Below are 16810 nucleotides of genomic sequence, written 5' to 3'. Positions count from 1 at the left end.
TTTGTGAGCCCATCTCTTCAATTAGCATTGCGTTATGTTTTTTCGCGCAAGCGAACGATGATGATGAGTTTACTTGGGATAGTATTTGGAATTGCTTTTTTTATTGTTACTCAGGCACAAACCTCCGGCTTTCAAAAGGTTTTTATTGATACAATCTTAGGTACTAGTGGGGCGATTCGCATTTCGGATAGATTTCAGGATAATGAGTCGACCATCAATAAAGTATCAACTGATGGTAAAACCCATTTTATTTTCAAAAACAGGGAGAATTCTCGATTTATTGAAGGCATCGACCATCCTGCAGAAATAATCGAGTCCCTTTCGAATTTCCCTTCAGTTATTGGTATCTCTGAAATCCTCGAAACTATTGGGAGACTAAATTCTCACTCTCGTGGTCAATCAGTTCAAGTGCATGGATTAAGAATTCAAGATCACATTAAAGTCTCAAATATTGAAAATCAATTGATTCAAGGATCGATTGAAAATTTTGAGAAAGATCGCATGGGTATTTTGATAGGCTATCGGATCGCGCAAAGGCTTAATATTAAATTAGGTGAACGGGTCAACTTAGTTGGAACCAAGAAAAACTTTCAATTACGGGTTTCTGGAATATTTGAAACTGGTGCGAGCGAGATTGATAAAAAACGTATCTATATTGATCTTTCAACGGCAAGATCTTTAATTGGAAAGAGATTTGGAGGCTCTATACTTCAACTAGCGTTATCAAATGTAAATAATGCACCGGATGTTGCTAAACAAATTCAAGAATCAATTGGACATAGAACTGTTAGCTGGCAAGAAAGAGAAAAGGTTTGGTTGGATGTATTTAAAGCCTTGCGAATTTCATCAGCGATAACTGTTTCCTGTATCCTCTTACTATCTGGATTAGGCATGTTTAATGTGTTTGCGATTATGGTAATAGAGAAGACCCGCGATATTGCAATTCTCAGGTCGATTGGGTTTTCTCCCCGAGATGTATCTTCTGTATTCCTCTGGCAAGGTACCATTGTACTGATTGCAGGAATCATATTAGGAGTTATTTCAGGCGCGATCGTAACTTACATCATTTCACAGATTCCGTTAAGTGTACGAGGAATTTTTTCCACTGACAAATTTGCGGTAAATTGGGATATTTCACATTACTTGAGTGCCGTTTTACTAGCCACTCTATTTGTGAGCGTTGCCAGTTGGATTCCTGCACGTAGGGCATCAAAAATTGAACCGGCAAAAATTATTAGGGAAAGCATATAGTGGATATTCCCTTATTACAAGTTCACGACCTGAGCCATTCATTTTTGGAAGGAGATGAAAGAGTAAATGCACTTAGAGGTGTTTCCTTTGAAGCAAGTGCAGGAGAGTTAACATCAATTGTAGGACCCTCTGGATGTGGCAAAAGCACACTTCTTTATTTACTAGGTTTACTCGATCAACCTGACTCCGGAGAAATAATAATAGATGGTAAAGAGATGTCCAAATCGAATGAAGAACAGCGAACGATGCTAAGGAACCAATCCATTGGTTTTGTTTTTCAATTTCATTTTTTAATAAAAGAATTAACAGCAGTTGAAAATGTGTCTCTTCCAGCTCAAAAAAAAGGGTTGTCTAAAAAAATTGCCTTAGAAAAAGCAAGTGATGTACTTTGTAAACTCGGTTTAGAAAGCAAAAGGGAGCGTTTTGCTAACAAGCTATCTGGTGGAGAACAACAACGGGTGGCAATTGCCCGGGCATTAGTTAATTCTCCCGCATTGTTACTTGCTGATGAACCCACAGGCAATTTAGATTCTGCAAATTCTGAAAATGTTTTCGAACTGTTACAAAACCTAGCAAGGGAACAGAACATCGCTGTATTAATGGTTACACATAATGAAGAGATCGCCAATCGATGTGACAAAATTATTTCGATCCGGGATGGTCTTATTATTAATTGATCCCACGAGCCTTGCTTATCACTTCATAAGCTTGATTAATTTTTGTTAATTGATCATTAGCAAAGTTTAAAAACTCTTGCGGTAAGTTTTTGCTCTTTAACTTATCTGGGTGAAAGTCTCCGGCTTTAGCACGATACGCTTTCTTGAGCTCCCTCTCACTACACTCCTGCTTTAAGCCCAATGCGTTGTAGGCACCTTCTAGGGATAAACTGTCAACTGAAGGATCCTGCCGGGGTGGAGCATACCCACCGCGTATCCATGAACGAACTGTTCCCGGTTTAAGTTTAAGGCGTTCTTCTCCGTATAGTAGAAAGCGAACTTGTAATTCGTTAAGTTTATTTCCATTGGAACGAATAATTTCGAAAAGACCCCCAAGAAAAGACTGTCCAACGATCGGATCATATCCGATCAGGCGCCCCGCCTCTTTGAGATCTTCATCGACTGAGCGTCGACTGGTTTTCGCTTTTCGAAATACATTTTTGGCAAATTCCGCGGTTTTCTCATCAAGCCCCATTCTTTGTATTAATGATTCAGTAACTTCAATTTCATTTGCGGAAATACCTCCGTCTGCCTTCGCTACTTTAGCAGCACAGGAAAAAAAATAAGCGAGATAAAGTATACGAGCCTTACGCTCATCCTGAGGAGTTGGATCATCCTCATCATAAAGGTGTCCCAGGGCAGCACCGGCAATCAAACCGATCGGCCCGCCAAGCATTCCTACACCGGTCCCAATAAGTTTTCCCCACCAATTCATCACGAGTACTGTTTCCTCCTCTTTTGCTTAGGAATGAGAAAGGGATTAGTAATCTTGGAACCGCAATCTGTAGTAGGAGTGGCAGCAATGATAATTTTGCCTTCAGTGAGTAGTGAAGTATTTTTACTTCGAATATCTTTGAGACTCCCACTTACGAGAGGATATAAACTAGTTATTGTATAAAGCCTTAGCCTTGAAGAATATTGTCCAGACATCAAGCAGTCCGGGCGGGGAGGGTAGTTGAACGCTGTGGTATCTACGATTTTAAAGATATTGGCGGGATGAGTATCATTGTCAATATTTGCACTCTCATCGTAATTTGACTCCAGATACCCAAGATCAGTCCAACCATTATCATCGATCAAAGAGAAAACAATACTCGGTTTTCCATCCAGGCACATTGTAGATAAAAAGATGAAGAATAAACGTAGCAGAGAATAGACAAGCATTCTCTCAACATTAAATACTTAACAAGGGAGGGTCAAATATAGACAAACTATCTCAATCAATGGTTTAGTAAAGCAACAGGACCTAATTAGGACACTGATTTTTTTCAGCGTGCACAATGCATCAAGGACTGGACTTACAAGGCCTAAGCTTAAAGCCAATGTCCTAACCCTAATGAAAAACCCGCTAAAGTAGGAAATAAAATGTAAAGTACCTACTCCCTCTGAATGGCCAAGAGCACCTGGGGCAAGGACAAGAAATAGTAATCCCAAAGTAAAAATCGCAGGAATGCGAAACTTACGATTTTTTTAATATCCACAAAAAAGGGTAGGGCCAGCAATCAAGAAAGTAATCGTTGAAAAAATGACTCCTTTGCCTCCTCCCACTATGAAGGAAACGGCGATAAAGGGATAAAAGTGCTAATCGTGTTGGGAAGGCAGAAAATGGACTGCACATACTAAAAAAAGTAAAATTCCTAATCGATTAAATTTTGCCCAATTAACTACTGACTAGACCAAAGGGAAATTAGCCGAGCCACAACTTAACCGAATTGTATAGCGATTAAGAATCACCCAATTTGTAAATAAATTTAGCTTTTATTTCTGTAAGGATCGGATGCAGGACCAACGGGATTACCAGTATTGGGAATAACCTGGACGCAACGATCATCCCAAAGCTCTATCATATCCATATCCTTTGCATTAGTAATCTCAAGATCTGGCAACCCTTGCTTTTGAAGCCATTTGCGAATGGGGGGAATTGCCTTTTCTGGATCTTGGGCACGGGCAGTAACGATCTTTACACGATAGCCCATCTCTATCCATATCTTTAAACGCTTCATCATATTAGGTACCGGCTTGCCGATATGCTCAAAACCTTGCCAGGGTCCTGCTTCCGCTAAAGTACCATCAAGATCAACGCCAATCCATTGGCTGGATTCCGCTTCTTCCCCAAATTTATTTTCATCAGTCAAGGGCAGTCCTTTGGTGTGAGGAACGCGAACATGGAGCTTCTTGCCCGAGAAGGCTTGCATAAGAAAACGAAACATTCTTTATCAGTCAATGTGCATAAACTTATAAAATGAATCTTTTCGAGCAAGTTCAATCGTTTTAAAATGATATTATATATTGCAAATAGTATTAATTACTTAAGCTGGGAGGGACTACCGTGGATTATTTCGGCGTGGATTGGACTTGTCTTGTTTCGTTCCTTTGCCACTTTTATTCATGAGTTAGGCCATCTTGTCCCCGCTTTCTTTTTAACTAAAGATGTCCTTTTGATCCGTGTGGGAAATAAAAGTAAATCATGGAAAATAACCTCTGGTAGGATATACTGGGAACTAAGTTTTCTTAGCGGAAGGGAAGGCTTTACCGGTTATCAGACAAAAAATCTATCTCCAGTAAAACTTTTCACCATAATAGCCATGGGCCCAGTTGCATCATTGTTAATGAGCACAGTTTCAGGCTGGGTCATTTTTTCAATTATTATACCAACCTGGCTCGAGATTATTATGGTAAGTTGGTTCTGTGCCAATTCATTGGCGTTTTTTCGATCAATTCTTCCTGTAACACTCAAGCCTACAGAAAATTTCCCGGAAGGACCACCGAGTGATGGTCTTGAATTAATGAGGATACTCCGAGGAAAGAATCGCTAAACTACCCTTAGGATAATCCCTCGTTTTGTTGGTCGTACAAAGTACGATACAAGTCACAGTTTTTGTAAACTTCGTCATGTGGTCCATCCGCGATAATTCTGCCTTTATCCATGACGAGTATTCTGGATGCCAATTTTAAAGAACTAAAGCGGTGAGCGATTAGCAGGGTGGTCTTACCTTTAATCAACTGTGCCATTGCCTCGTGAATTTTATCTTCGTTTTCCGCGTCTAAAGCCGAGGTTGCCTCATCCAGAACCAATAACGGGGAATTTTTGAAAAAAGCACGGGCAAGAGCGAGGCGTTGAAGTTGTCCACCTGATAATCGGCTTCCTTTTTCTCCAAGGCGTTCCTGATAACCTTGTTCAAATTCATTGATAAACTCATCCGCATAAGCTAATTGGCAAACCTCATTAATCGTGGCATCAGTATATTTTGATTTACCCAGTTCAATATTCTTCTCCACATCAAGATCGAAAAGGAACGGTTTTTGTGGCACTAGGGCCACTGCATCTCGAACATCGTGAAGAGAAAAATCACGTAAGTTCATTCCATCTAATAAAACGGATCCCTTTTCGGGATCATAAAATCTTGGCAATAACCCAGCAAGAGTGCTTTTACCTCCTCCGCTGGGGCCCACTAAGGCAACTACTTCACCGGAGGATATTTTTAAATTGATATCAATTAAGGCAGGAATTTCATTTAGTTCCTCCTCACGATTGGAGTAGGAGTATGAAACATTATTAAATTCTAGTTCACCTCTTATCATTTTGATTTCCGTAGGTTCTGTTGGATTAGAAATACTTTCATCAGTTTCAAGAATTTCTTCCAATCTTTCCAGAGAAGCGAGGGCCTGTTTAATCGAGGTATGAATACCGCCTAATTTCTTAACCGGCTCATAAGACATGTAAAGTGCTACAATTACAGGTACTACCGCATCTAATTGTATTGATTTTCTAGATGCTTGAAAAATTGCTGCTGAAATTCCAACTGCCGTAATAATTTCAATAAGTGGTGTCAGCATATGTGAGTATTTGATCACCTTCATTCGGGCATCGATAAAATTCTCGGAAACATTTAAAAATCTTTCCTTTTCTCGACTTTCGAGATTAAAGGCTCGAACTTCTTTGTAAGCAGATAGATTTTCACTCAAAATTGACGTCAAGTTCCCCGCTTTTTCTTGCATGTTGAGTGCTTTGTTTAAAAGTAACTCACCAATCCTGCGAATGGGAAATACGCAGATTGGAATTACAAGTAGGCATAAGAGAACAAATGCCATACCTTCACGCTGAACAGCCATTACAATTAATGCAGTAATCGCTCCGATAAAAGTGATAGGCTGTTTGATTAAATCATTACTGACCTGTAGGATGGCAGCCTGTAACTGACCAGTGTCTGAGATCATTCGACTAAGAAGGTCACCCTCCTGATTGCGATGAAAGAAAGAAATAGGTAGGCGCTGAAGCTTTCCGAAGACCTGAAATCTGATTTTCTCAAGTACCCGGATTCCACAATAATTAATAAAGTAAGAATTAAAATAGCTACTTGTACCGCGAATGATAAAGACAAGGGGGAACCAAGAAATATACATAAATAATTCCCATGTGCTTAACCGCACATCCAATTTTTCACCAGGAAATATTATAGGAAAGACTTGATCGATCATATAAGGCAGACCAAATCCACTTGAGACTCCGTAAATGACGCCGCATACCAATGCAATAAGGAAGGCAAACCAATAGGGCTTTAGTAATAGAAAGTATGGAAATAGTCTTTTCAAATTAAGCCTGTGAAGTGATTAATCTAGGATAATTTTGCGATCGAAGCGACACTCTTCTTTGCTAGTCTACCTGATATTTCAGCTTGATTTCTTAGATATGCAGAACATTCAACTGAAATATTCTTAAGTTGCCATGGACTCATTCGCCATGTCCAATTTCCAAATGAATGGCCTGGTTCATTGAGGCGTGCTTCAGAACCCAGACTGAGCAAATCCTGCATTGGAATGATCACCAATTGAGCAGTCGTACGGTATGCCATCCTTAACATATCCCAAGATGGGAAATCGCCCGGAATATTAAAGTAACTCCTAAAATTCCCGCGAATTTCATCATCAGTTGAATGATACCAACCACAGGTAGTATCATTATCATGAGTACCTGTGTAGAGAACGAGGTCCGGGGATAAGTTATGGGGGAGATAAAGATTTTCAGGATCGCCATCGAATGCAAACTGTAAAACTGCCATTCCCGGTAATCCAGCGCTTTCTCGAAGAGATCGAACCCCCTTGGTGATCAAACCTAAATCTTCAGCTAAAAAGGGGAGGGTAGGGAAATATTTTGCAACCACATTCCAAAAATCAATTCCAGGACCGTTCTCCCATTTACCTGCCTTTGCATCTGAAGTATCTGCCGGAATACTCCAATAATCATGAAATCCCCTAAAGTGATCAATTCGAACCACATCAAAAAGGGATAATTGCGACTCCAAACGCTTAATCCACCATTGGTAACCGTCTGCCTTGTGAACGGGCCAGTCGTACAGTGGATTTCCCCAATATTGACCATCTTCATTAAAATAGTCTGGAGGAACTCCTGCTACATGCGAAAATCCCGCTCCGTTTGTATCCACTTGAAAAAGTTCAGGCTTTTCCCATACATCAGCTGAGTCTGGAGCAACATAGATTGGTAAATCCCCAAGGATTTGAACTTCTTTTTTGTGAGCGTAAGTCCGTAACTCCTTCCACTGTGAGAAAAATATATATTGGAGAAATAAATGAAGATTATAAGTTTCAAGCTGTGCACTCGATAAACCCTCTAAAATCGATGCACTAAATTTCCTAACATTCTTATCCCATTGCCACCAAGGCTTATTCAGAGCGGACTTCTTGAGGGCCTGATAACAGCAGTAGGGCTCTAACCAACTTTTATTTTCTTCAATAAAAAGATCAAACTTTCCGTATTTAGATTCAATACTTTCACCACTTTGCACAAAATTAGAAAAGGCAATTGAGGCAGCGGTATAAAAATGTTCATAAAGATGACCATAATTTACATCATGATCCGGATTACTCTGTAGTGAACCTAGATCATCAAGCCTTATCATTTTTAAATCAATAAGAGCATGCCAATCAATCAAATAGGGGTTTCCTGCAGAAGAGGAAAATACTTGGTACGGGGAGTCACCATAACCAGTTGGACCTACTGGACAAATTTGCCAAAATCTAAATCCAGCCACATTTAAAAAATCGATAAACTCGAATGAAGACTTCCCTAAATTCCCAATCCCAAAATCACCTGGCAATGATGTGACATGGAGTAAGACCCCCGAACTACGAGAATCTAACCAACTTGGTAAATGCCTAAGGGAACTCACAGATTACGCAATTAGACATAATCCATATTGTGCGAAATATGTCATACTGCTATAATGTCTACAGGGATGTATTAGTTGGAGAAACCCCATCTCTTTGTAAATGGATAATAAACGACAAACGCACGTCCAATAATTTCGTTTTCAGGTACAAATCCCCAAGCACGACCATCTAAACTATCAGTTGAATTATCTCCCATCATAAAATATCCATTAAATCCAGTAGGGTTTGTTACATCGTCTTTTTGGGGGACAGTAATAACTTCGCGGTTCGAAAGTAAGCCTTCTGATCGGTAACCAGGATAATTCATCGGGTTCTTGGCATTGGGATCATTTGATAAACTTTCTGCACGTTTTCGATTTTCATCAAAAGCAACTTTTCCTGAAATTGGTTTCTCATTACGGTAAAGAACTCCGGGTACTCCTTTACGAACATCCGTTCCGTTTGTGAAGATTGAGTCAGGAACTTTCATCTCTAAACGATCACCGGGTTCTCCAATTAAGCGTTTAATATAATATTTATCTTCCCCAATAAAATTTCGGACCGGTGTACCAATCTTTCTGTTAAATTCATCAATTGAACCGGTGCGGAAAACGGCAGGATCTCCCGATTTAGGCGTAATAAAATTATAAGACATTCGATCCACGAATAAGGCATCTCCCAATAAAATATCAAACGCGATTGCTATATCTCCTTTTTGATAATTCTGATTAGATAATTTTAGTCTATTCCCGGTAAACCCTTGGTCTTGGCTTACGATCAAAGGGAGGTCACGTAAACTCTCAATCCCCGCGAATTTTTTAGCGATCAAGGTATCAAAATCGAATTCAGCAGGAACTTGGAGTGTATGTTCTTTTCCTCCCACTTCAAAAACATATTCTTTAACCGTATTGGGAAATAGAAAGAATCGACCATTCGGAAAAGTGGCTTCGGCAAATCGGAAACTTCCCCCATTTTGCAAAACCAAATATAAATTTCCTGCACTTTCAACATTTAATCGATAATGCGATGCCCCCAAGAGGACTTTATCTATACTTCTTTCCAATAAGCTAGGAACCTCATTTTCCTCTTCATATAAGTTGGGCTGCATGCCAAAAAAGGAAGGATACATTGAATTAGTGGGAATAATGAAAGGCTGTAAAAAAAAGCTTCTGATTCCAATCACCACAATGGCCGCCACCATAAGCATCTCCACATTTTCAACCCACCCTTTCTTGTGATAGTAGAGTCCACCAGATTCTTTTAATTCAATGTCTACTTTTTCTGCTTTTTCTTCGAGTTCGTCTATATAAATTGTCTTATTTCCCAAAACATTTTTTAACTCACTAGTTGCAGACTCTAATCTTGTAACTTGATCAATACTCAATATATCCCTTCTGTAGTCTAGGGCTTTTTGCCCAAGGCGTAGAATTTCTTTCGCTCCCTTTTTCTGAGATCTTTTCGCTTTTATTTTCTCGGTCATAAATAATTGATCAGGTTGAGCTTTTCAAAATTTGCACGAATGCTTCCTGAGGAATGTTCACATTACCAATCTGTTTCATTCGCTTCTTTCCTTCTTTTTGTTTTTCTAACAATTTTCTTTTACGAGAGATATCCCCACCGTAACATTTGGCCGTAACATCTTTACGCATTGCACTGATAGTCTCACGGGCAATAAATTTCCCTCCCACCGATGCTTGCAGGGCGATCTTAAATAATTGTCGAGGCAGGATATCCTTTAATTTAGAACATAGCACCCTACCCCGGTTCTCGGCCTTATCCTTGTGTACAATAGTTGAAAAAGCATCTACTGGTTCGGCGTTTACAAGAATTTCCATTCGTACAAGAGAGGATTCAACATAATCCGCCATATCATAGTCCATAGAACCATAGCCATGGGTAACACTTTTTAACCGATCATTAAAATCAACCAAAATTTCATTTAAAGGGAGGTTACAAGTCATCATTACTCGAGTCTCATCGATTGTTTCAGTATCACTACAAGATCCTCTTTTTTCTGTCACAAGAGTGAGCAAGTCACCAATACAATGATTCGGTGCGTGAATTCGAGCAAGAATTGTGGGTTCTTCGATTTTAAGAATCTCTGTAATATCAGGGAGATCTAACGGATTATCGACCTCGATCACCCCTCCTACTGTTAAATGCACCCGATACACAACACTTGGATATGTTGATATTAAATCAATATCATATTCTCGGCGCAGGCGTTCCTGAATAATCTCCATATGGAGAAGCCCCAAGAAACCACATCGAAATCCAAACCCGAGAGCAACTGAAGTCTCGGATTGAAAGGTAAATGCCGCATCATTTAACCGAAGCTTACCCACGCTTTTTTTTAGCTTTTCATAGTCTGAGGTATCTAAAGGGTAAAGACCGCTAAAAACCATAGGGCGAACTTCTTTATATCCTGGTAACATTTCCTTGGCTGGAGTATCCGCAAGAGTAAGAGTATCACCAATTTTGATTTCGGTGACATCTCGAATGCCGGTTACAATATAGCCCACCTCTCCCACATTTAAACTTTTCATGGGGACAGGCTGAGGACAAAATTTGCCCACTTCTTTAATTGGAGTTTTCCTATCCTCGCTCATTAATAACAAATTTGCATTTTTGTTAAAACAACCAGAGAAGACTCGTATGTAACAAATTACCCCCTTAAAAGAATCAAATTGATTATCAAAAACAAGAGCACGAGGCTGTTGATAGTCCGTCCACCTTGGTGCAGGCAAACGTTCCACCACAGCTTCCAGGATTTCCTCTACCCCTATTCCTGACTTTCCGCTTGCTAAGATTGCTTCTTCTGCGGGAATAGCCAAAATATCTTCAATTTGTTTGGATACTCGATCTACATCTGCACTGGGCAAATCAACTTTATTAATTACTGGAATAATGGTAAGCCCCTGAGCCTCTGCAAGTTGAGCATTTGCCAATGTTTGTGCCTCCACTCCCTGTGAGGCATCGACTAATAACAAAGCCCCCTCACAAGCAGCCAAGCTACGAGATACTTCATAAGAAAAATCAACATGCCCAGGAGTATCGATAAGATTAAAAAGATATTCCTCTCCGTCTTTATACTGATAATTCATAGAAACGGGATGACACTTGATGGTAATACCACGTTCTCGCTCCAAATCCATTGAATCCAACAGCTGATCTTTCATTTCTCGAGCCATTACCGTTTGGGTACTCTCAAGTAGCCTATCAGACAAGGTTGTCTTGCCATGATCGACGTGCGCTATAATACAAAAATTACGAATCCTTTGAGTTTCCACCATTAAAAAGTTGACCACAGAAAAAATCCTGTGGAGAAAGAACATGTGTAAAAGACGGGAATCATCCTTTCTCACATATTTATTTCAAATGGACAAGAAACTACTTCACGGAGCACACACTGCTTTAATCACACCAATGAAAGATGGCTCGGTATCTTATACTGACCTCGAACGCCTAGTAAACGCACAGTTATCTTCAGGGATATCAGGGCTCGTGCCCTGCGGTACGACGGGAGAATCCCCTACTCTATCCGAAGAAGAACACCTACAGGTAATAAAAAATACTGTAGAAATTGTGGATGGAAAAATTCCGGTAATTGCGGGAACGGGAGCAAATTCGACACAAGAAGCACTCGAATTAACGCAAAAAGCAGACCAAGCTGGTGCAGATGCATTTTTATTAGTTGCCCCATATTATAATAAACCAAGCCAGGAAGGATTAATTGCTCATTTCAGTGCATTGGCAGAATCTACTGAAAAGCCAATTATACTCTACTCCATCCCTTCTCGTTGCGGGATCGAAATTTCAACTAATACTATTGCCAGATTATATGAAAAATACCCGAATGTCTGTGCATTGAAGGAAGCGGGTGGGCGCTCCTCGAAAGTTTCTGAAAGCGTGGGATCACTCGATTCCAATTTCGTCGTCCTTTCTGGGGATGATGGGCTTACTCTTCCGTTTATGGCATGCGGTGCAAAAGGAGTAATTAGTGTGGCCTCTAATATTATTCCCAATGAGGTATCTCAATTAGTAGAACTTGCAATCAAAGATAATTATAAACAAGCTCGGGAAATTCATGCAAAAAACTATTCATTCTTTTGCGATATTTTTATGGAACCCAATCCAGTCCCCATTAAAACTCTTCTACAATTAAAAGGTATTATCCAATCCGCTGAAGCTAGGTTACCACTCACCCCTCCCACCGCCAGTAATTTTGAATTATTAAAAGAAATTGCTCACAATCTAGAATTGAAAATCTAATTACAATGAGTTTAAAAATATTATTAAGTGGAGCAAAGGGGCGAATGGGGAGTGCGATTCAGTCAATTTCTTCTGATCATGGTTGTACGGTTAGCTATCCCATTGATTTAGGAGATAAACCAGAAGATGGAATTGAGCATTGTGATGTTGTGATTGATTTCTCCCTTCGCGATGCAACGCTCTCACTCGCACAGTTAGCAAAAGAGCATAACAAACCCATGGTTATTGGGACAACTGGTCATAGTAAAGAGGATCGTCATGCAATTGAACAGTTATCTCATTTTATCCCAATGGTCTGGGCTGGGAACTTTTCCACGGGGGTAAACCTTCTATTTTTCTTAACTCAACAAGCGGCAAAAGTATTAGATTTAAACTCAGGATTCGATCCTGAAGTGATTGAAATGCACCATCGTCTAAAAAAAGACGCACCGAGTGGTACTGCAGATCGACTTTTAGAAATTCTTAAAGAATCAAGGAATGCAAGCGATAAGGATGTATCTCATGGACGAGAAGGTATGCCAGGTGAGCGAAAGGTGAATGAAATTGGGTCTCATGCATTACGGGGAGGAGACATCGTGGGCGAGCATACGGTAATGTTTGCAGGTATGGGCGAGCGAATTGAGCTTACCCATCGAGCAACCGACCGAGTCATTTTTGCCGCAGGTGCATTAAAAGCTGCAAAATGGGTTGTGAATCAACCCGCAAATCTTTATTCCATGCAGGATGTCCTTGGACTTACTGCTTAAAAATTACCCCCTATGATCGCATTTATTAAAGGAGAATTAATTGAGTGCCAGTTAAATATGGCCGTTATTCAAGTTGGAGGAATTGGATACCAAGTTAATATCCCTCTTACCACATCGGAAAAACTTCCCCCCTTGGGTAAGGAAATCAAACTGTATACTCAGGCAACTTACCGGGAAGACTCACAAACACTCTATGGTTTCATGGACCGCGAATCCCGGGATTTTTTCCGAATGATCGTAGATAAAGTTTCCGGAATCGGGCCAAGAATCGCCTTAAATTTACTGGGATCACTTTCCTTACCAATGTTAAAAACTTCAATTGCAAGTGGAGATATTGGCATGCTTTCAAAAGCCCAAGGCCTCGGGAAAAAAACTGCGGAACGAATCGTTGTTGAATTAAAAGACAAAGTGTTGCCTAAAGGAGTCATAACACAAGCCCCTGTACCAACAACTGGTGGCAGTAGTGAAAGCATCTCAACTGAAACGGTTGAGGGGGTAGGGTTTGGCTCTTATCACGATGCGGTATCCGCACTACTGACTCTAGGTTATAAAGCGACGGACGCAGATCAAGCTATTCGAAAGGCGTCCGATGATATTGGTAAAAATGCATCAACAGAGGAACTCATTCGAAAAGCATTGGGGCGATAATTAAATCCAATTATATATTTTCGGAAATATAACCCTGAAGGTAATTAACTCCAAGGCTGATTGCCTTGGACATAGGTTCCTTTATCGCTAAGTAGTAACAGATGGAACTGGCTAAGCGGCAACCGGTCCCCCTGACCTCTGTGCCAGTCGGTATTCTATCATGCACCATAGTACTCCTCTCTCCATTGGAAGACAGGAAAATGTCTTCACATCGGGGACCATCAAGGTGCCCTCCCTTTAGAAGAACTGCATTCGCTCCCGACTTTATCAATTGATCTGCCAGTGTAGCATATTGATCATGATTAGTATAATTTTCTTCAGTAAAAAATTTAGCTTCAAATAAATTCGGAGTGACCAAGGAAACATTCGGAAATAATAAATCTCGTAAACTCTTTGCAGCGGAATCAGAAATTAATGAATAACCGGAAGAACTTTTAATAACAGGATCCAGTATAATAGATGTGGATTCTATTTTTTTTAAATAACTGGCAACAACCTCAATCGATTCATGATTGGGGATCATACCAATCTTAACTGCATCTATTTTTTGTTCGTCAATTGAGTCTAATTGATTCGCTAATATTGAAGGTGGAATTGCATGAGAATGAAACAGTCCATTATTTCCCTGTGCAGTCACCGCGGTGATGATCGGCAGGCACCTACCTCCTAAATATGATATGGTTTCAATATCTGCCGATACCCCTGCCCCTCCAGAGCTATCAGTTCCACCTATGACTAATAAGTTAGGCATTAAGCAAATGGAAATCCATCGGCTTCCCACTTTAAAATTCCACCGGATAAATTATGTAGCTTTTTATAACCTTTTTCTTGCAGTACCTCACAAGCCATTCGACTCCGAACTCCCGCCTTGCAATAAATTACAATATTGTCGTCGCGAGAAATTTCACTTGGTAATTCAGGACCAGAAGAAGAAGAGGAGAATTCTCCTAATGGAATATGAATAGAGGGAGCTATCATCGCCACTTCGCGTTCCCAATCTTCTCGTACATCTAAAACAAATAAATCTTCTTGTTTTTCAATCATCTCGGAAAATACTTTAGGTTCAATCTCGGTAATCATTGGATCAGTTTTAATTTTGGAGTGGGTCGGACACGGGGTAACCTGGTCTGATAATTGGTATATTTCACGACTTTTTTGAATTGGATTTACTGTAACAATCTGACTCTTTTGGTTCAACGCATCATAAAGCAAAACTTTGCCGTTTAAAACCTCCCCTACCCCAGTGATCACCTTGATTGCTTCCAACGCTTGAAAATTACCAATTATACCGGGTAGAACACCAAGAACACCAATCTCAGAACAACTAGGAAGTGCATTTCCACTAGGTGGATGGGGAAATAGACAACGATAAGTCGGTCCATTTTGTAAATTAAAAACACTTACCTGACCATTAAACTGATTGATCGCTCCATAAATTAAAACCTTATCAAAAAGTACACAGGCGTCATTGATCAAATAGCGTGAATCAAAGTTATCTGTTCCATCGATAACGATATCAAAGTTATCGAGCAAGGTCTTCGCATTTGAGGCATTAAATCGAACCGCAAAGCTACTTATCTTAATATATGGATTTAACTGTTTGAGTTTAGTAGATGCTACTTCGACTTTTAATTTCCCAATATCTTCGTGAGAATATAAAACCTGTCTTTGTAAATTTGAAAATTCAACGATGTCTTCATCCACAATTCCGATCTCTCCAACTCCTGCAGCAGTTAAATATTGCAAAACGGGACACCCAAGGCCGCCAGCACCAATAACTAAAACCGATGCCCTCTTCAGAAGATCTTGCCCTTTACTGCCAAAACCAGGCAAAGAAAAATGTCTCTGATATTGCCTTTTCTCATCCGTTGAAAATTCCATATTGTCCACTAAATCGATATTTTCAAATACACTTAAGAAGCGAGTATTGCATTTTCTGTAGACTGTTCAAATGAAAGCTTTTTTGCTGAATGAACTTCACCCTGACACTGATAGGAAGAATCCCAATCTTTCCAAACTGGTTGATATCCACGAGAACGTAACATTGCAGCGATTTCTGCGGGAGTTCTTTCGTCTGAGATTGAAAATTGTTCGAGCGACTCAACATTCCCTGCATAACCACCAGGATTCGTTTTAGAACCTGCGCTCATTGTAGTGACCCCCAAAGGCAATAAGTTTTCCCTCAAGGCGGGACTCTCCCGTGTGGATAAACTTAATTCAAGTTCGTGGTTAAATATTCTAAAAGCACACAGTAATTGAACTAAGTCTCGATCTTTTAAATCGACTGCGGGTTGAAGTTCCCCTTCAAAGGGGCGGATACGGGGAAATGACATTGAAAATGAAGTCTGCCAATATTTTTTTTCTAAATAATCTAAATGCATTCCGGCAAAAAAAGAATCTGTTCTCCAGTCGTCGGTCAGTCCATATAGACAACCCAACCCAATCTTATTAATTCCAGTCCGACCAAGACGATCCGGTGTGTTTAACCTCCAATCAAAATTTCTCTTCTTTCCCTTTATGTGGTGCTTGGAATAACTCTTTTTTTCATAGGTTTCCTGATAAACTAAAACCGCGTGCAAACCAGCACTAATCAAATAACTATATTCATCGCTCTTGAGAGGCTGAACCTCCATTGAAACATTTGAAAAGTACTCATTGAGGACGCTAATTGAATCATACAGATAATCCACACCCACCTTTTGTGAGGATTCTCCTGTAACCAATAAAACATGGTCAAATTGGAGCTTTCTTAATATTCCTATCTCACGAAGAATCTCAGCGGGAGACAGTGTTTTACGGGCGATATCATTCCCCATACTAAAACCGCAATAATCACAAACATTATTACATTCGTTTGATAGATAAATAGGAGCAAACAAGCGGATCGCTTTTCCAAACCTCTGCATTGTCAACCGATTGGCTAGTTGGGCCATATCCTCGAGGTATTTCTTATTTGCTAATGGAGAAAGCAATGCAGCAAGATCATCCATTCCTCCTTCTCCCGCCCCC

16 protein-coding genes are annotated in these 16810 nt (G+C 40.0%); 6 read left to right on the top strand and 10 right to left on the bottom strand.

Features of this window, described 5'->3' with window-relative positions; all coding sequences use genetic code 11:
• Positions 1 to 3: 3 nt before the first annotated feature.
• Both ACKPQ5_RS01395 and ACKPQ5_RS01390 read left to right on the top strand, forming a co-directional pair.
• Entirely contained in the window at positions 4 to 1251 is a 1248-nt protein-coding gene (locus ACKPQ5_RS01395; RefSeq protein WP_407677301.1) for an ABC transporter permease, read from the top strand.
• Complete coding sequence (locus ACKPQ5_RS01390; protein ID WP_407677300.1) at positions 1251 to 1928, top strand: ABC transporter ATP-binding protein; 678 nt, start codon at positions 1251 to 1253, stop codon at positions 1926 to 1928. Before ACKPQ5_RS01395 ends, ACKPQ5_RS01390 begins: the two co-directional genes overlap by 1 nt.
• Here ACKPQ5_RS01390 and ACKPQ5_RS01385 read toward each other — a convergent pair.
• From ACKPQ5_RS01385 to ACKPQ5_RS01375, 3 genes are all read right to left on the bottom strand, one after another.
• Complete coding sequence (locus ACKPQ5_RS01385; RefSeq protein WP_407677299.1) at positions 1921 to 2682, bottom strand: DnaJ domain-containing protein; 762 nt, start codon at positions 2680 to 2682, stop codon at positions 1921 to 1923. The genes ACKPQ5_RS01390 and ACKPQ5_RS01385 overlap by 8 nt on opposite strands.
• A complete protein-coding gene (locus tag ACKPQ5_RS01380; RefSeq protein ID WP_407677298.1) occupies positions 2682 to 3131 on the bottom strand; it encodes an alkaline phosphatase family protein in 450 nt (149 codons plus the stop codon). Before ACKPQ5_RS01380 ends, ACKPQ5_RS01385 begins: the two co-directional genes overlap by 1 nt.
• A 587-nt stretch (positions 3132 to 3718) precedes the next feature.
• Positions 3719 to 4177, bottom strand: coding sequence for a hypothetical protein (locus ACKPQ5_RS01375; protein ID WP_407677297.1), 459 nt, complete (start codon positions 4175 to 4177; stop codon positions 3719 to 3721).
• A gap of 66 nt (positions 4178 to 4243) precedes the next feature.
• On the opposite strand from ACKPQ5_RS01375, the gene ACKPQ5_RS01370 reads away from it, so the two are divergent.
• Positions 4244 to 4783 carry a site-2 protease family protein gene (locus ACKPQ5_RS01370; protein ID WP_407677296.1) on the top strand — a complete coding sequence of 180 codons (540 nt, stop codon included), beginning with the start codon at positions 4244 to 4246 and terminating at the stop codon, positions 4781 to 4783.
• Positions 4784 to 4790: 7 nt separating this feature from the next.
• On the opposite strand, the gene ACKPQ5_RS01365 is transcribed toward ACKPQ5_RS01370, so the two are convergent.
• From ACKPQ5_RS01365 to lepA, 4 genes are all read right to left on the bottom strand, one after another.
• Entirely contained in the window at positions 4791 to 6560 is a 1770-nt protein-coding gene (locus ACKPQ5_RS01365; protein ID WP_407677295.1) for an ABC transporter ATP-binding protein, read from the bottom strand.
• A gap of 23 nt (positions 6561 to 6583) precedes the next feature.
• The gene (gene malQ, locus ACKPQ5_RS01360) at positions 6584 to 8155 is read right to left on the bottom strand and encodes a 4-alpha-glucanotransferase (protein WP_407677294.1); all 1572 of its coding nucleotides are present in this window, start codon (positions 8153 to 8155) and stop codon (positions 6584 to 6586) included.
• A gap of 71 nt (positions 8156 to 8226) precedes the next feature.
• Positions 8227 to 9615: a signal peptidase I gene (gene lepB, locus ACKPQ5_RS01355; RefSeq protein ID WP_407677293.1), complete on the bottom strand. Its 1389-nt coding sequence runs from the start codon at positions 9613 to 9615 to the stop codon at positions 8227 to 8229.
• Positions 9616 to 9625: 10 nt separating this feature from the next.
• Entirely contained in the window at positions 9626 to 11428 is a 1803-nt protein-coding gene (lepA, locus tag ACKPQ5_RS01350) for a translation elongation factor 4 (RefSeq protein WP_407677334.1), read from the bottom strand.
• 85 nt (positions 11429 to 11513) lie between these two features.
• Between lepA and dapA the strand changes: the two genes are divergently transcribed.
• The 3 genes from dapA to ruvA are packed head-to-tail and all read left to right on the top strand — an operon-like array spanning position 11514 to position 13801.
• A complete protein-coding gene (gene dapA / locus ACKPQ5_RS01345) occupies positions 11514 to 12407 on the top strand; it encodes a 4-hydroxy-tetrahydrodipicolinate synthase (protein WP_407677292.1) in 894 nt (297 codons plus the stop codon).
• A 5-nt stretch (positions 12408 to 12412) separates the two neighbouring features.
• Complete coding sequence (dapB, locus tag ACKPQ5_RS01340) at positions 12413 to 13153, top strand: 4-hydroxy-tetrahydrodipicolinate reductase (protein WP_407677291.1); 741 nt, start codon at positions 12413 to 12415, stop codon at positions 13151 to 13153.
• Between the two features lie 12 nt (positions 13154 to 13165).
• Entirely contained in the window at positions 13166 to 13801 is a 636-nt protein-coding gene (gene ruvA, locus ACKPQ5_RS01335) for a Holliday junction branch migration protein RuvA (protein WP_407677290.1), read from the top strand.
• A 10-nt stretch (positions 13802 to 13811) separates the two neighbouring features.
• Here ruvA and thiD read toward each other — a convergent pair whose 3' ends face one another.
• From thiD to thiH, 3 genes are all read right to left on the bottom strand, one after another.
• Positions 13812 to 14552 carry a bifunctional hydroxymethylpyrimidine kinase/phosphomethylpyrimidine kinase gene (gene thiD, locus ACKPQ5_RS01330; protein WP_407677289.1) on the bottom strand — a complete coding sequence of 247 codons (741 nt, stop codon included), beginning with the start codon at positions 14550 to 14552 and terminating at the stop codon, positions 13812 to 13814.
• Positions 14552 to 15682 carry a molybdopterin-synthase adenylyltransferase MoeB gene (gene moeB / locus ACKPQ5_RS01325; RefSeq protein WP_407677288.1) on the bottom strand — a complete coding sequence of 377 codons (1131 nt, stop codon included), beginning with the start codon at positions 15680 to 15682 and terminating at the stop codon, positions 14552 to 14554. The genes thiD and moeB overlap by 1 nt, the downstream gene beginning before the upstream one ends.
• A gap of 32 nt (positions 15683 to 15714) precedes the next feature.
• Positions 15715 to 16810: 2-iminoacetate synthase ThiH (gene thiH / locus ACKPQ5_RS01320; protein ID WP_407677287.1), on the bottom strand; the 1096-nt coding region annotated here is incomplete at its 5' end.

The sequence above is a fragment of the Candidatus Seribacter sulfatis genome (assembly GCF_964187635.1).
Taxonomy (GTDB): domain Bacteria; phylum Verrucomicrobiota; class Verrucomicrobiia; order Opitutales; family Seribacteraceae; genus Seribacter; species Seribacter sulfatis.
Note: the sequence above shows the minus strand (reverse complement) of the source record. Positions and strands in the feature narration are given on the sequence as shown.

Bases quoted from the DNA above. Each gene is read 5' to 3' on its own strand.
- ACKPQ5_RS01385 (WP_407677299.1), bottom strand. From the start codon at position 2,682: ATGAATTGGTGGGGAAAACTTATTGGGACCGGTGTAGGAATGCTTGGC.
- ACKPQ5_RS01380 (WP_407677298.1), bottom strand. From the start codon at position 3,131: ATGCTTGTCTATTCTCTGCTACGTTTATTCTTCATCTTTTTATCTACA.
- ACKPQ5_RS01375 (WP_407677297.1), bottom strand. From the start codon at position 4,177: ATGTTTCGTTTTCTTATGCAAGCCTTCTCGGGCAAGAAGCTCCATGTT.
- ACKPQ5_RS01370 (WP_407677296.1), top strand. From the start codon at position 4,244: ATGATATTATATATTGCAAATAGTATTAATTACTTAAGCTGGGAGGGA.
- lepB (WP_407677293.1), bottom strand. From the start codon at position 9,615: ATGACCGAGAAAATAAAAGCGAAAAGATCTCAGAAAAAGGGAGCGAAA.
- lepA (WP_407677334.1), bottom strand. From the start codon at position 11,428: ATGGTGGAAACTCAAAGGATTCGTAATTTTTGTATTATAGCGCACGTC.
- dapA (WP_407677292.1), top strand. From the start codon at position 11,514: ATGGACAAGAAACTACTTCACGGAGCACACACTGCTTTAATCACACCA.
- dapB (WP_407677291.1), top strand. From the start codon at position 12,413: ATGAGTTTAAAAATATTATTAAGTGGAGCAAAGGGGCGAATGGGGAGT.
- ruvA (WP_407677290.1), top strand. From the start codon at position 13,166: ATGATCGCATTTATTAAAGGAGAATTAATTGAGTGCCAGTTAAATATG.
- thiD (WP_407677289.1), bottom strand. From the start codon at position 14,552: ATGCCTAACTTATTAGTCATAGGTGGAACTGATAGCTCTGGAGGGGCA.
- moeB (WP_407677288.1), bottom strand. From the start codon at position 15,682: ATGGAATTTTCAACGGATGAGAAAAGGCAATATCAGAGACATTTTTCT.